General features: G+C 71.4%; 15 protein-coding genes. 9 read left to right on the top strand and 6 right to left on the bottom strand.

Annotation, left to right across the window (positions count from 1 at the left end; translation table 11 throughout):
• Window positions 1-158: 158 nt before the first annotated feature.
• Together thiC and JW613_RS03810 are read left to right on the top strand one after the other, a co-directional pair.
• Complete coding sequence (thiC, locus tag JW613_RS03805) at window positions 159-1,961, top strand: phosphomethylpyrimidine synthase ThiC (protein ID WP_245224999.1); 1,803 nt, start codon at window positions 159-161, stop codon at window positions 1,959-1,961.
• 288 nt (window positions 1,962-2,249) lie between these two features.
• Window positions 2,250-2,753: an NUDIX domain-containing protein gene (locus JW613_RS03810; RefSeq protein ID WP_209209300.1), complete on the top strand. Its 504-nt coding sequence runs from the start codon at window positions 2,250-2,252 to the stop codon at window positions 2,751-2,753.
• A gap of 42 nt (window positions 2,754-2,795) precedes the next feature.
• Here the strand turns inward: JW613_RS03810 and JW613_RS36715 are convergent, their stop codons facing one another.
• The 3 genes from JW613_RS36715 to JW613_RS03825 form a co-directional block, all read right to left on the bottom strand.
• Window positions 2,796-4,160: a pyridoxamine 5'-phosphate oxidase family protein gene (locus JW613_RS36715; RefSeq protein ID WP_372447895.1), complete on the bottom strand. Its 1,365-nt coding sequence runs from the start codon at window positions 4,158-4,160 to the stop codon at window positions 2,796-2,798.
• Between the two features lie 57 nt (window positions 4,161-4,217).
• On the bottom strand, window positions 4,218-5,681 hold the full coding sequence (locus JW613_RS03820) for a globin domain-containing protein (protein WP_209209301.1): 1,464 nt from the start codon (window positions 5,679-5,681) through the stop codon (window positions 4,218-4,220).
• 211 nt (window positions 5,682-5,892) lie between these two features.
• Window positions 5,893-6,603, bottom strand: a complete 711-nt coding sequence (locus JW613_RS03825; RefSeq protein WP_209209302.1) for an HAD family hydrolase — start codon at window positions 6,601-6,603, stop codon at window positions 5,893-5,895.
• Between the two features lie 125 nt (window positions 6,604-6,728).
• On the opposite strand from JW613_RS03825, the gene JW613_RS03830 reads away from it, so the two are divergent.
• From JW613_RS03830 to JW613_RS03840, 3 genes are all read left to right on the top strand, one after another.
• A complete protein-coding gene (locus JW613_RS03830) occupies window positions 6,729-7,280 on the top strand; it encodes a DUF2269 domain-containing protein (protein WP_245225000.1) in 552 nt (183 codons plus the stop codon).
• 102 nt (window positions 7,281-7,382) lie between these two features.
• A complete protein-coding gene (locus tag JW613_RS03835; protein ID WP_209209303.1) occupies window positions 7,383-7,844 on the top strand; it encodes a MarR family winged helix-turn-helix transcriptional regulator in 462 nt (153 codons plus the stop codon).
• A 125-nt stretch (window positions 7,845-7,969) separates the two neighbouring features.
• On the top strand, window positions 7,970-8,473 hold the full coding sequence (locus tag JW613_RS03840) for a GNAT family N-acetyltransferase (RefSeq protein WP_209209304.1): 504 nt from the start codon (window positions 7,970-7,972) through the stop codon (window positions 8,471-8,473).
• Window positions 8,474-8,530: 57 nt separating this feature from the next.
• Here the strand turns inward: JW613_RS03840 and JW613_RS03845 are convergent, their stop codons facing one another.
• The 3 genes from JW613_RS03845 to JW613_RS03855 all read right to left on the bottom strand — a co-directional run bounded on the left by JW613_RS03845 (window position 8,531) and on the right by JW613_RS03855 (window position 10,807).
• Window positions 8,531-9,061, bottom strand: a complete 531-nt coding sequence (locus JW613_RS03845) for a YunG family protein (RefSeq protein WP_209209305.1) — start codon at window positions 9,059-9,061, stop codon at window positions 8,531-8,533.
• A gap of 107 nt (window positions 9,062-9,168) precedes the next feature.
• Entirely contained in the window at window positions 9,169-9,771 is a 603-nt protein-coding gene (locus tag JW613_RS03850; RefSeq protein WP_209209306.1) for a class I SAM-dependent methyltransferase, read from the bottom strand.
• A 184-nt stretch (window positions 9,772-9,955) separates the two neighbouring features.
• Window positions 9,956-10,807: a helix-turn-helix transcriptional regulator gene (locus tag JW613_RS03855; protein ID WP_209209307.1), complete on the bottom strand. Its 852-nt coding sequence runs from the start codon at window positions 10,805-10,807 to the stop codon at window positions 9,956-9,958.
• A gap of 266 nt (window positions 10,808-11,073) precedes the next feature.
• Here JW613_RS03855 and JW613_RS03860 point away from each other — a divergent pair, with 266 nt between their 5' ends.
• The 4 genes from JW613_RS03860 (at window position 11,074) to JW613_RS03875 (ending at window position 14,737) form a co-directional block, all read left to right on the top strand.
• Window positions 11,074-11,841, top strand: a complete 768-nt coding sequence (locus JW613_RS03860) for an SDR family NAD(P)-dependent oxidoreductase (RefSeq protein ID WP_209209308.1) — start codon at window positions 11,074-11,076, stop codon at window positions 11,839-11,841.
• 120 nt (window positions 11,842-11,961) lie between these two features.
• Window positions 11,962-12,738, top strand: coding sequence for an SDR family NAD(P)-dependent oxidoreductase (locus JW613_RS03865; RefSeq protein ID WP_372447896.1), 777 nt, complete (start codon window positions 11,962-11,964; stop codon window positions 12,736-12,738).
• Between the two features lie 157 nt (window positions 12,739-12,895).
• Window positions 12,896-13,621, top strand: coding sequence for a dienelactone hydrolase family protein (locus JW613_RS03870; RefSeq protein ID WP_209209309.1), 726 nt, complete (start codon window positions 12,896-12,898; stop codon window positions 13,619-13,621).
• 252 nt (window positions 13,622-13,873) lie between these two features.
• Window positions 13,874-14,737, top strand: a complete 864-nt coding sequence (locus tag JW613_RS03875) for an alpha/beta fold hydrolase (protein ID WP_209209310.1) — start codon at window positions 13,874-13,876, stop codon at window positions 14,735-14,737.
• The last annotated feature ends 19 nt before the right edge of the window (window positions 14,738-14,756 follow it).

A 14,756-nucleotide genomic window follows, 5' to 3' on the forward strand; every position in this document is an offset into this window, starting at 1 on the left:
CAGTGCGGGCGGTGTGCCGTTAGCGTAGAGACGCCTTTGCACATCGCGGGAGCTCCGAGCACGGGGCTGAGAGGGCGCTGACCTCCGTGAACCACGGAAACGGCTGCGCCGACCGCCGAACCTGTTACCGGGTAATGCCGGCGTAGGGAGTGGGTCTCATGACCACGCAGGATGCACACGCGCGCGCCGACTACGCGTCGGACACCGGGGCCGAGAAGGCCATCGGCTCGCACAAGGGATATCTGCAAGGAACACGCCCGGACATCCGGGTCCCCGTCCGACGGGTGCATCTCACCAACGGCACGGACGTGACGCTCTACGACACCTCCGGGCCGTACACCGACCCCGACATCGAAACCGACGTGCGCCGCGGGCTGGCACCGCTGCGCGAGAACTGGATCATCCAGAGGGGAGACACCGAGGAGTACGCGGGCCGGGAGCTGCGGCCCGAGGACGACGGCATCAAGCACACCAGCCCGCGAGGCGGACTGGTCCGCGGCAACCAGGCCGATCTGGCAGGCCTGGACGCGGTCTTCCCGGGCCGTCCGCGCCAGCCGCGCCGCGGCCGCAACGGTACGGCCGTCACCCAACTCGCGTACGCCAAGCGGGGCGAGATCACCGCGGAGATGGAGTACGTCGCGCTCCGCGAGAACCTGGCGCCCGAGTTCGTCCGGGACGAGATCGCGGCGGGCCGCGCCGTACTGCCCGCCAATGTGAACCACCCCGAGACCGAGCCCATGATCATCGGGAAGAACTTCCTGGTGAAGGTGAACGCCAACATCGGCAACTCCGCCGTCACCTCCTCCATCGAGGAGGAGGTCGAGAAGATGACGTGGGCGACCCGCTGGGGCGCCGACACCGTGATGGACCTCTCGACCGGCCGCAACATCCACACCACCCGCGAGTGGGTGCTGCGCAACTCCCCCGTGCCCATCGGCACGGTGCCGCTCTACCAGGCGCTGGAGAAGGTGGACGGCAAGGCGGAGGAGCTGTCCTGGGAGGTGTACAAGGACACCGTCCTCGAACAGTGCGAGCAGGGCGTCGACTACATGACGGTGCACGCCGGTGTGCTGCTGCGCTACGTCCCGCTGACGGCGCGCCGCAAGACCGGCATCGTCTCGCGCGGCGGCTCGATCATGGCGGCCTGGTGCCTGGCGCACCACAAGGAGAGCTTCCTGTACGAGCACTTCAGCGAGTTGTGCGAGATCCTGCGCGCGTACGACGTGACGTTCTCGCTCGGCGACGGGCTGCGGCCCGGCTCGATCGCGGACGCCAACGACACCGCGCAGATGGCCGAGTTGGACACCCTGGGCGAACTGAACCGGATCGCCAAGGCACACGACGTGCAGACCATGATCGAGGGCCCGGGCCATGTGCCCATGCACAAGATCAAGGAGAACGTCGACCGCCAGCAGGAGGTCTGCGAGGAGGCCCCGTTCTACACACTGGGCCCCCTCACCACGGACATCGCCCCCGCCTACGACCACATCACCAGCGGCATCGGCGCGGCGATGATCGGCTGGTGGGGCACGGCGATGCTCTGCTACGTCACCCCGAAGGAACATCTGGGGCTGCCGGACAAGGACGATGTGAAAACCGGCGTGATCACCTACAAGATCGCCGCCCACGCCGCCGACGTGGCCAAGGGCCACCCGGGAGCGCAGGACTGGGACGACGCCCTGTCCGACGCCCGCTTCGAGTTCCGCTGGGAGGACCAGTTCAACCTGGCCCTCGATCCGGACACGGCCCGCTCCTTCCACGACGAGACGCTGCCGGCCGAGCCCGCCAAGACCGCGCACTTCTGCTCCATGTGCGGCCCGAAGTTCTGCAGCATGAAGATCTCCCAGGAGATCCGCGAGCAGCACGGGGCGACGATGGAGGAGGTCGAGGCCGGAATGGCGGACAAGTCCCGCGAGTTCGCTGCAGCCGGCAACCGGGTGTACCTGCCGATGGCGGAGTGAGCCCGACAGTGCGATGAGTTCCTGTGCCGACAGCCGCTGTGCTGTCGGCACAGGACTGTCCGCCCGGTGCCGACCGCACAGCGTGTGAAGGGCGGTTCGTGGCTCCCCCCTCTTGCCACGAACCGCCCGGCTCTACGCGCGAAGCAGCGCAGACGACAAGAGTAGTTGACTCAACGTCAGTGTCCAATCACTTATCGGTATGGACTTATCGGGAGATTTAATGGCCCGCCACTCACGGTGACGAAAGCGGAGGGTTTGGCCCGGGGCGATGTGGGCCAGACCTCCTGCATGTTCGTCGAACGTCCCGTGGTCAAGCGGACTGCCCGCGCCATCCTCCTCGCGCCCGGGAACGGCCGGGGCCGACCCGCGGAGCTGATCCTCATCAAGCGCACCAAGCCCGGTCAGGAGCCGTACTGGATCACCCCGGGAGGCGGCGTCGAACCCGATGTCGACCGGACCGTGGTGGACGCCCTGCACCGCGAGGTGGCCGAGGAGTTGGGGGCCGAGATCACCGATGTGGTGCCCGCCTTCGTGGACACGGTGAGTGATCCTGAGGAGACACCGGGTGGAGTGAAGGTTCAGCACTTCTTCGTGTGCCGACTCGTCTCCCTCAACCCCCGCCTACGGCACGGGCCCGAAGTGGAGGAGCCGCAGGGGGAGTACGAGATCGTACGGCTGCCCTTCACCCCGGAGGGCGTCACCTCGGTGGAGGTCGTACCGCCGTCGCTGCAGGCCTATCTCGCCGCCAACATCGAGGGCGTCCGGTCCCTGCTCGCGCCTGATCTGGGCTGAGCACCGCACCGCCCGCCCAGGCGCGCCGCCCGTCGGCTGCCGCTACCCGAACCAGCCCTGGAACGGGGCGGGTTCGGGAGCGTCCTGCGGCTCGGCGCTCCGGCCCCGGCGCTGCGCCTCGGCCAGTGCCCGTTCGGCCTCCAGCCGCCAGGCGGAGATGTCCCGGGCGTGCTCGACGGTCCCCCCGTTCCCGGAGCGTGCCGACATCGCGGCGGAGACCGCCGAGGACGCGGCGGGAACGGCGGCCGACGCGGCGGCATGCCGCCGCCGCGGCAGCGGCGCGGGCCCGGCCCCGGAGCCGGAGGCGGTCCTCGCTGCCTGCTCGGGCTCCGCCGCCTGCTCCCGCTCGTCGGAGGGATCGGGGCGCACAGCGGGTTCCGCGGCCGTGAGTTGCGCGTGCGCCGGCTCGGTCCCCGGCACGGGCGGTTCGACGGTCACGGGCGGTGTGCCGGGTACGGGCGGCGTGCCGGGCACGGGCGGCAAGGCGGGCGTGGACGGCAGCGGCGGCGCCGCGAGAGTGAGGGTCTCCTCGACCCTGCCGCCTTCGACCTCGTCCGCACCACCGGGGGCCGAAGTTTTCGGAGCCGGAGCCTCCGCGGCCCGAGGGCTCGGGATCCGCGGAGTCGGCGCCGATGCGCTGGCGGCCGATGTGCCGGCGGCCGATGTGCTGGGCGCCGATGTGCTCGGGGCCTTTTCGTCCGAGGCCGCAGCATCGCGGCGGGCCTCACGGGCGTCGCGGGCGGCACCGAAGAAGTCGCCGCCCTTGCGCTTGTAGTCGTCGGTGCCCCACTCGCGCGCCGGGCGGCGCGGGGCCTTCTGGAGATGGGGGATGTGCTTGGCGCAGTGGATGTACGCCTCCTCCACCTCGACCCGGACCCACAGCACGGCCCGCCGCCCCGGTACCGGGTCCTGCGGCAGGTCCGGGACCCAGGGGCGCAGTTCGGCGTCGTCCAGCACCTCGGCGCGGCCGTTGATGTGCAGTCCGATCCGGGCGCGGAGGAAGTCGATGAGCAGGAGCCCCACATGGGGGTTCTCCTGAATGTTGCCGAGGCTGGCGTGCACGCCGTTGCCGCGGTACTCGGGGAAGACCAGCGTCCGCTCGTCCAGCACCCGCAGGAATCCGGGCGGTCCGGCGCGGAAGCTGTTGTCGCACTCGCCGTGGCGGTCGGCGGTGGCGAGGAAGAACATCTCCTGCTGCCGGGTGAACTCCCGCATCCGTTCGTTCAGATGGTCGAGCACCTGGTCCTGGTAGAACCGGTTGGCGCGACCGTCCGAGCCGATCCGCTGCTGCAGCGCGTGTTCCCCGTCGCTGCCGGGCAACCGCTGCCGCGGCGGGCCGTGGTCCGTGCCCGCTATGTGCCCAGCGGCCCCGCCGCCGTTTCCGTTCGCGTCATTCAACGCCGCCACTCGTCCCTTTCCTCAGCCGGCCGGTCCTCGACAGCCACGATCCGCACACCCCACCACTCAGACCCCCTGCGCGACCAGTTCGTCGAGGGAATCGTGGCGTATGCGATGTGTGGGGATGCCGAGCCCGACCAACGTCTCGACTCCGGTTCTGATCATTCCGGGCGGTCCGGACAGATAGCCGTCGTACGCGGACCAGGGGCCGTATCTGCGTACCGCGTCCGGAAGCTCGCCCGCAAGCGCCTCGGCGGCGGCCTGCGCCGCGCCCGCCGCGACCACCGGCCGTACGGACAGCCAGCGGTGGCGCTCCTTCAGGCGCAGCATGGTCTCCAGGTCGTAGAGGTCGTGGCTGGTGCGAGCACCGTAGAAGACCTCGACCGGGCGTGGTCGGCCCTGACCGGCCACATCCTCGACCAGCGCCTTGATGGGAGCGATACCGGTACCGCCGCCCAGGCACAGCAGACCGCTGTCGGCGCGGTGGTCGACGACCATCGAGCCGGCCGGCGGGCCGAGCCGCAGCACGTCACCGGGGCGGGCGCGCTGCACCAGCGCGGTGGAGACCCACCCGGCGGGCACGGACTTGACGTGGAAGGTCAGCAGCCCGTCGGGGCGGGGGGCCGAGGCGAAGGAGTAGTGCCGCCACACCCGGGGCCACCAAGGGGTCTCCAGGCTGGTGTACTGCCCGGCGCGGAACGGATACGGCTGGTCCGGGCGGACGGTGAGCACGGCTATCTCCGGGGTGCGGAGTTCGTGCGAGACGATCTCCGCGTCCCACCAGGCCGGTGCCCGGCGCTCGTCCTCGGCCGCCGCGTCGATCATCGTCTGGGAGATCGCGGTGTAGGCACGCACCCAGGCCGCCTCGGTGCGCGGGCCCCAGCTGTTGGGGGCGTAGCGCGCGATCGCCGCCATCAGACACTCGCCGACGGCCGGGTAGTGGGTGGGCAGGGTGCCGTACTTGCGGTGGCCGCGGCCCAGGTTGGCGAGGTAGTCGCCGAGGAGTTTGCCGTCGTCGTAGAGGCGTACGGCGGTCAGCAGGGCGCGGAAGAGCCGGTCCCGCTGGTTGTCCATGGCGGCCGGGAACATCTCCCGCAGATGCGGGTACTGGACGAACAGCAGCGCGTAGAAGTACGCGGTCGCCGCGTCGGCGGAACGTTCGAGCTCGTCCATGGACGTCCGGATCAACTCGGAGTCGGCGAGCGGTCCGGTGGCGGGAGCCGGGGCGGGACCCGCAGCCGGTGCCGAGCCCGCGGCCGGGACCGGGCTCGCAGCCGGGGCCGGGCTCGCAGCCGGGTCCGGTGCCGCTTCGGCCCTCGGCGCCGCTTCCGCTTGCGGTTCCGCTTCCGCCCTGCGCTCCGGTCCCGGCTCAGCTGCGGCCGTCCCGGTGCGGCCCTGCGGGGTCGGTGTCGCGTCCAGTGCGCCTGGCGCGGGGCGCTCCGCGGCTTCGGCGTCGGACGCCGGGGTGAACCATCCCCGTCCGCCGTTGCCAGCGGCGGACGCACCGTCGCTGCCCGACATGGTGGTCATGCTCGCCTCGCCTCGTACCTCTTCCGGACGTTCTGTGCACATCCGCGTTCCGAATGTTCCGGTGAACCGCCCCCTGCACGCATCGAGTGAAGAAACCTTTGCTGTCCTTACAGCACGATGCGGGAGGGACCCGACCATACCGTGAAGCCTTCACGCCACAACCCCTGTTCCTGGTTCCGATGAATTCCGCCATTCGGAACGGGAACATGAATTACCGTGCGTCGGGGACCAGCCCGTAGGCGTCCCGGAGATCACGGCCGGTGTAGTGGTACGAGGCGAGGGAGCGGACGTGCTCGTCGGCGTTGACCGCCACGGAGACCGGGACGGCGGCGAACAGTTCGGCGTCGGAGAGGGAGTCCCCGTACGCCACGCAGTCCTCGGCCCGGACCCCGAATTGGGCGCACAGCTCCTTCGCGATCTTGACTTTTGACGACGGTGAAAGAATCCCGTCCGGGTCGAGGGGACGCATCGGATACTTCGTACTTCCGTTCGGAATTACACGCGGAACCTCCGGCCACCGTGAACCGTGGGTAACGTCGGCCCCCCAATCCAGTAGTCGCCGTACAAAGAAATCCGGCGAGAGCGAAATCACGGCGCACCGCTCCCCGTTCGCCCTGATCCGGGACCACACCTCGCGGATACCCGCCAGCCACGGCGCTCCGGCGAAGGCGGCGGCCACGATCTCCTCGTTGAGCGCCGACCACAGCGTGCATGCCCGCAGCGCGAACTGCGGGGGTGTCAGTTTCCGTTCCGCAAAGGCCCGTTCGAGCTCTTGGATCTCCTTCTCGACGCCGAGTTGCTGGGATATCTCCACGGAGGCCGCCGATCCGTACAGCAGCGTGCCGTCGAGGTCGAAGAGGTGGAGCCGGGGGCGGGGCCGGCCCGGCGCGGATCGCGCGGTCGCATGCTGAACCCGATGCATACCCGCGATCGTACGGCCGGGGTGCGTACCGCCGTATGCACGCGTTCACGTACTCGGCATCGAGCAGTCGCGGATACTCCCGCCGTCGGACGCCGTACGCCACGGCCGACGGCACAGTCGGGAGCATGCGGCAACTCTCCCGACGTGCCCGCAGAGGCACCCTCGCGCTCCATGTCTGCGCCTCGGCCGGCTGGCTGGGCATGACGCTGTGCCTGCTCGCGCTCGGCCTCACCGCTGCCCTCACCGACTCCGGCGCGGTGGCCGAGGCGGCGTACCGCTCCATGAAGGTCTTCGGGGACTGGCTGCTCGGCCCGCTCGCCCTGGCCACCCTGGTCAGCGGAGTGCTGCTGTCCCTGGGCACCAGGTGGGGGCTGGCACGCCACTGGTGGGTCTGGATCAAGTTCTGGCTCACCCTGGCGGCGGCGTCGGCGAGCATCCTCGCCTTCCGCGTACGGATCGACAGCACGGTTGCCGATGTCCTCGCCGGGCGCCCGGTCCTGCCGTACGAGTTGGTGGTCCCACCGGTCGTCTCGCTGGGCGCCTACACGTTCATGACGGTCGTCTCGGTGCTGAAGCCGTGGGGGATGACGAGGCGGGGACGCCGCCGCGCTCCCGCTCCCCACCGCCCACCACAGCCGTCCGCCGCCGGTGGCCGGACCGATCGACCCGGCCGTTGATTGCGGGCACGGAGCATGCGCCGACGCGGGCTACCGCCGATATGTCCTAGCCTGGAAATCCGCCCCCGCGCGGGGCGGAGCCGCCAGGAGGAGGAGCCCTCGATGTCTCGTCGTGCCGACCCCGGTCTTGCGCACGGCTGGTGCGCGCTCTCCGCGCTGCACGGCCGCATCGAGGCACACATCGAACGAGCGCTGCAGGCCGCGCACGAGCTCAGCGTGCGTGAGTTCTCGCTGCTGGACGTGTTGAGCGAGCAGCACGACGGGGACGGCGGCCACTTCCGTATGCATCAGCTCGCCGACGCCGTGGTCCTCAGCCAGAGCGCGACGACACGACTGGTCACGCGGCTGGAGGACCGGGGGCTGCTGCGCCGGTACCTGTGCCCCGACGACCGGCGCGGCATCTACACGGACGTGACCGAAGAGGGCCACGCGCTGCTGGACGCGGCCCGCCCCACGCACGACGCCGCCCTCCGCGAAGCGCTGACCGCGGCGGAGGCCCGTCCGGAGCTCGCCCCGCTGGCCGCGGCCGTCCGTACCCTCGCCCCCGCCGAGCGAACGGCCTGACGGAGCCCGGCCCCACCGAACGCGTGGACCCACCGTCGAGCACCCGGATCGACCTTCCCGGCCGGGACCGCGCGCAGCGTGCCCGCGCCGCTGTGGCCGTGACCACAGGGCGTAGGGTTCGGAGGATGACCACGCCTTCCACCGGCGCGGCGACCTCCGCCGCCGAGCCGCCCGCCGAGGAGTTCAGCGTCCGCCGGGCGACCGCCGAGGACATCCCCGAGATCGTCGCCATGCTCGCCGACGACGCGCTCGGCGCGACCCGTGAGACGCCGTCCGATCTCGCCCCGTACCGCGCCGCGTTCGACCGGATCGACGCCGACCCCAACCAGCACCTCGTCATCGCGGAACTCGGCGGCAGGACGGCCGGCACGCTGCAGCTCACGGTCGTCCCGGGGCTGTCCCGCCGGGGAGCCGCCCGCGCCCTCATCGAGGCCGTACGCATCCACGCCGATTTCCGCGGCAGCGGTCTGGGCACCCGGCTCATCGAGTGGGCCATCGCCGAATCCCGGCGCCAGGAGTGTGTTCTGGTGCAGCTCACCTCCGACGCCACCCGCGTCGACGCACACCGCTTCTACGAGCGCCTGGGCTTCCAGGCGTCGCACCTCGGCTTCAAGATGCCGCTGGCCTGAGGGCCGATCGGCGGCGGCGTGTGCCCCCTCGGCCGGGCCGAGGAGGCGTTCCGCGCCTCAGCCGGCGCCGCGCGGACCTCGGCAGGGTGTCGCCGCACCCCTGACGGCCGCCCCGCTCCGGGGACCGGGACCGCACGCGCCCCCGGCCGCACCCGCCGACCGGAGCCCCAGCCGCTCCCACACCCGCCCGCGCAGCAGCGCGTACTCCGCGGCTCTGCGCAGCGAGTGACCCATCGGGCGGGGCACGGAGACGCCTTCCATGACGACCTGACCGGCGCGGAACTGGTCACCGGTGAGATCGACCTCGGAGCCGTCCGGCAGCCTGTTCCACCAGTGGAAGCCCTGCCGCTCGCCGTTCACCGCGTACACCTCCCCGCACATCAGTTCCCCGCCCAGCAGGTCGTGCACCACCAGCGCCGTCACATCGCACTGCCCCCACGCGGGGTTCGCCGGACTCCAGCCCGCGCGCGCCAGCTCGTCCGGGGCACAGGTGTCCGCGCCCCAGGACGCCCGCAACGCCCCCTCGATCCGGCCCAACTCCGAAGCACCCACGCCCACACCGGAAACCCCGACCGCATCCACACTCATGTCCGCAAGCATGCCCCACCCCACTGACAACGACCCCTGTCGACCGTGTCACAAGGCAGTTACCCACCGCTGTTCCCAGCGCGGCGCGGGTGCCGTCGGACCGCCGGTCACCGCAGGCGTCGGGCCCGCAGCACGACGTCGTGCCTGTGGTGCGTGCCCGCGGGCGCCGGGCTGGTCCGGGGGCGGGTCTCGTTGATCAGGACGGCCCAGTCGTGGTCGAGGAGGCCGGCGACGTCGTCGGGCTGGTAGAAGTCGGCGGGGTCGAGGCCCAGTTCCGAACGCGGGGGCAGGTCGGCGAGGTCGTGGCCGGCGAAGAGCAGGGTCCCGCCGGGGGCCACGGCGTCCAGCAGACCGCGCAGCGCGGCATGGTCCGGCTGCTGCCGGAGCGGGAGGTAGTGGGCGGACACCAGGTCGAAGGAGGCGGCCGGGGGTGAGGTGGCGGTCAGGTCCATATGGGTCCACGTCACCCGGTCCGCGAAGTCGGCCCCGGCGGCGGCCGCCCGTCGCAGGGCGGTGCGGGAGATGTCGATCGCGGTGACCTGCCAGCCGCGCCGGGCCAGCCAGAGCGCGTCGGCGCCTTCACCGCACCCGACGTCGAGCGCCTGTCCGGCCGGCAGGTCGGTCGCCTCGGTGACGAGCACCCCGTTGGGAGCGCCGCTGAAGACCTGGTCGCTGCTGCGGTACTTCTCGTCCCAGAACTGTTCGTCCATGTGTCCTGCCTCGGTAGTGGTCGATGGCCCGTCGCCGGTCCGGCGGGTGACCACCAAGCTGCCCCCGGGACGGGCAGGACGCAAAGCTGCTTGCGGGAACAGCAAAACCGGCGACGCGTGCCGTTGCCGCCGATCGCCGGGCACGCGGGTGCGCCGGGCGGGCCGGGTGCGCCAGTGCGCCGCCTCACCCGCGGCGGGGCCAGGGGTCGGCCTGCCGCCGGGTGGCGTGGACGGAGCCGAGGAGGTGGAGGGCCTCGGCGCTGGGGCCGCCCGGTTCGGCGTGGTAGATGACCAGCTGCTGGCCGGGGGCGTCGCGTACGTCGAAGGCCTGGTAGGTGAGGGTGAGAGGGCCGACGTCCGGGTGGACGAGTCGCTTGGCTTCCTGCGTCTTGCCGCGCACGGTGTGGGCGTTCCACAGGCGGGTGAAGTCCGCGCTGTGCCCGGTCAGGGTGCGGACGAGTTCGCGCAGCCGTGGGTTGTCCGGGTCGAAGCCCGCCGCCTGGCGCAGATTGGCGACGGCCGCCCGGGCCGCCCGGTCCCAGTCCGCGTAGAAGTGGCGGCCCGCCGGGTCGAGGAAGGTCATCCGGGCCAGGTTGTCCGCCGGCTCGAACGGGGCGTAGAGGGCGTCGGCCAGGGCGTTGGTGGCGAGGATGTCCAGCGTTCGGCTCATGACGAACGCCGGGGTGTGCGGATAGCCGTCCAGCAACTGGCGCAGCGCGGGAGCGACCCGCTCGGCGGCGCGCTCGACGCTGCGGTCGCTCGGCACGGTCCCGGCCAGCCGGAACAGATGCGCCCGGGCGTCCGCGTCGAGGTGCAGTGCGCTGCTGAGCGCTTCGAGCACCTGGGGTGAGGGGTTGCGCTCGCGGCCCTGTTCCAGACGGGTGTAGTAGTCGGCGTTCATCCCGGCCAGGACGGCGACCTCCTCGCGGCGCAGCCCGGCCACCCTGCGGGCCCCGTAGCTCACCATGCCGACCTCCTCCGGCCGCAGACCGGCGCGGCGGGCGCGCAGGAAGTCTCCCAGGTGGTTGTCGTCCATGTGTTCAGGCTAGGCGCCCGCCCGAGGTGCTGCCGGGGTGTGTCGCACCCAGGCAGCACACGTCCTGGTCGCTCGCCGCCGACCTGCGCAGACTCGTTCGGAGCCGGACAGGACCGCACCGATCGGTAGAGGGTCCGCCATGGCCGGGACCGCGGCGCAGCTCTACCACGAGCACCTCGTGCTCCACCGGGAGCACAAGTCGCCGTGCCGCAGCAGTCAGCGGAAGCCAGCAGCAGTCAGCAGCAACGAGAAACGAGAACCCTTCCATGACAGGACAACGACTCGCCGGCAAGGTCGCGCTGATCACCGGTGCAACCGGGGGCCTCGGCACCGCGACCGCCGAGCTCTTCGCCCGAGAAGGTGCCCGGATCGTACTGACCGATGTCGCCGAAGCCCCTCTGCGGGAGCTGGCGCATCGGATCGAGGCACTCGGGTGCCCGAGCGTGCAGGTCGTCACCGCCCGCCTCGACGTCTCCTCCGCGCGGGAGTGGGAGGAGGTGATCACTCTCGTCCGCGACCGGTTCGGAGCGCTGGACATCCTGGTGAACCTCGCCGGCATCGTGGACTGGCCGGGCATCGAGGACACCCGGGAGGAGGCCTGGAACCGCGTCATCGATGTGAACCAGAAGGGCACCTGGCTCGGCATGAAGGCGGCGATGCCGCTCCTGCGCGCGAGCGGCAACGCTTCGGTGATCAACACGTCGTCGGTGCTCGGCCTGGTGGGAAGCGGCGCGGCCGCGGCCTACCAGGCGTCCAAGGGCGCGGTGCGCCTGTTGAGCAAGACCGCCGCGGTCGAGTACGCCCGGCAGGGAGTGCGGGTCAACTCGGTGCATCCCGGGGTGATCGCCACGCCGATGATCCAGGAGATCCTGGACGACCAGGGCGACCAGCAGCCGGACATCCGTCGTACCCCCATGCGCCGGGCCGGCCGCGCCGACGAGATCGCGCCCGCGATCCTCTTCCTCGCCTGCGACGACTCCTCCTTCGTCACCGGCTCCGAGCTCGTGGTCGACGGCGGGCTCACCGCGCACTGAGCGAGCAGCCGGACCGTACGACACCCACCACGCCCACCGCGACGCCCGCACCGCCCTGCCGCACCGGCCCGCTCGGCGGCATCGGAGCGCCGGTGCTCCCGTTCCCCAGGAAACACCACCATGACCATGACATCTGCCACTTCGCCGTCCACCGAAACCGCCGAGTTCGCCGGAAAAGTCGCCCTCGTCACCGGGGCCGCGCGCGGCGTGGGCAAGGAGACGGTGGCTCTCCTGACCGCCCGCGGCGCCCGCGTCGTCGCCGTCGACCTGCGCCCCGACATCGAAGACCTGCCCCACGAGATGCCCGGCGTCCTCGCGATGAGAGGGGACATCACCCGGGAAGAGACCGCCACCCGCGCGGTGCAGTCGGCCGTCGACGAATTCGGCGGACTGGACATCCTGGTGAACAACGCCGGACGCACCCTGAACAAGCCCGTCACCGAGACCACCGCCGAGGACTGGGACGCCGTGCTGGCAGTCAACGCCCGCGGCTCCTTCTTCTGCGCCCGCGAAGCCTTCCGGGCCATGCAGGCCCGCGGCGGCGGAGCCATCGTCAGCACCGGCTCCTACACCTGCACCGTCGCCCTGCCCGAAGGCGCCGCCTACAGCGCGTCGAAGGGCGCTCTGGCCCAACTGACCAAGGTGCTCGCCGTCGAGGGCGGACCACTGGGCATCCGCGCCAACATCGTTGCCGCAGGCGTCGTCGAGACCGACTTCCTCGACACGATCCGCTCCGACAGCCGCGCGTATCTGGCGTCCTTCGCGGACGCGCAGCCCCTGGGCCGCGTGGCACAGCCCGAAGAGATCGCCGAAGTCCTGTGCTTTCTGGTCTCACCACGCGCCGGCTTCGTCACCGGAGCCGTGGTCGCCGCCGACGGCGGCTTCACGGCCGTCTAGCCCGGATGAGCCGGATGGACTCTCGGGCGAGGGGGGCAACCGACTGCGCCTGCGGAATCGGTGGTTCCTGCCTGCACTGTTTCGCCGACGGTGAAGACTTTCCGCCGACGGTGAAGACCGGCCCGACCGGACCCGCCGCTCACTACAGTCCGATCGCATGACGACGATCACCACGCGCACGGTCACCTACCCGGCCGACGGCCTGACGATGAAGGGGCACCTCGCGCTCCCCGCAGGTGCAGGCCGCCGGCCCGCGGTCCTGATCGGGCCCGAGGGGCCGGGCCTCAACGACTTCCAGCGCCGCCGGGCGGACGCCCTCGCCGAACTGGGTTATGTGGCACTGGCCTTCGACCTCCACGGCGGGCGCTGGTTCACCGACCCGCAGGAGATGCTGGCGCGCGTGACCCCGCTGCTCGCCGACCCCGACCGGCTGCGGGACATCGGCCACGCGGCACTCGACGTGCTGCGTGCCGAACCGCGGACCGACCCCGACCGGATCGGCGCCATCGGCTACGGCACCGGGGGCGCGGTCGCGCTGGAACTCGGGCGCGACGGCGTCGACCTGCGGGCCATCGGGACGGTCAACGCGCTGACCACGGGCCGACCGGGCGAGGCGGCGCGCATCCGCTGCCCCGTATGGGCCGGGGTCGGGTCCGAAGACCCCATCATGCCGCCCGCGCAACGCGACGCCTTCGCCGCCGAGATGCAGGCCGCGGGCGTCGACTGGCGCCTCGTGGTCTACGGCGGGGCCCTGCACGCCTTCCACCACCCGCCGGTCGACCAGGCCGTGGTCCCGGGCGTCGACCACCACCCGCAACACGCGCAACGAGCCTGGCGCGACATCGTCGACCTGCTCACCGAGTGCCTGCCCGTCACCGAGTGAGCTGCCCGTGGGCGGACCTACCGCGCCGCTCGGGCGCGGCACCACCCGTAGGTCACCGACGAGCGGGCCCGGGGCCCGGAATCCGGCCATGTCGACACCGGCCACCCTGCCGGCCCGCTGCGGGCGTGCGACATCCCACGCACGGGGTCCGTCCCGCTCGCTCGTAGTGGCCCCCATGTCCCGATGCTGCGCAGCACGAGGAGGGAACATTCGTCCAAGCCACAGCCGCGCACCGACGGCAACAGTGGGCCCATGACTCCTTGCGACAGGAACCCGCATGTCGACGGTGACACCCGCGCCACCGAGGATTCGACCCTCCGCCTGGAACACGGCGACATCCACGTCTGCCAGGACGGCCCCCGTGACGCCCCCGCCCTCCTGCTCATCCACGGGACCGCCACCTCGAACCGTTCGTGGAACGCGCTGGTTCCGCTGCTGACCACGTCCCACCGCGTCGTCCGGATCGACCTGCCGGGGCACGGCCGCTCGGCCGAACCGGTCGGCCGCGGCTACGAGATCCCCGAACAGGCCCGCACGCTCGGCACGGCACTGGACCGGCTCCGCGTCGAGCACGCCATGGTCGTCGGTCACTCCAGCGGCGGCTACCCGGCCACCGCTCTCGCCGAGCAACGCCCCGACCTGGTGACCGCGCTCGCGCTCATCAACACCGGCCCCGGCATGGACGCCTTCATCGCACCGGAGACCACCGCGTTCGACCCCGCGCAGTGGCCGCCGACCGACGACCAGATCCGCCGGTTCGCGAGCACCGGCTTCCGCGAGGGCTTCCACGTCCCACAAGACCTCGTCGACGAACTGCGCGGTATGACCTACCACTCGGTGGCCGCCGCAATGCAGGCCTCCATCGCCTATCTGAATCAGCAGCCCCTCCCGGAACGGCTTGCAACTCTCGGCAAGCCGCTCCAGGTGATCTTCGGCGACCAGGACCACAGATGGCGCCCCTCGTCCGCAGCCGACTACCGCGTCGTTCCAAAAGCGCAGATCGAGCTGCTGCCCGGCAGCGGTCACACGCCCATCCTGGAGGACCCGCCGCGCACCGCAGCGCTTCTCCTGGCCTTCGCCGAGAGACACGCTGCTCACGCACCCGAGGAAACCTGACGCTGCCCCTGTCGCGGCA

This window comes from Streptomyces smyrnaeus (assembly GCF_017676345.1).
Classification (GTDB): Bacteria; Actinomycetota; Actinomycetes; order Streptomycetales; family Streptomycetaceae; genus Streptomyces; species Streptomyces smyrnaeus.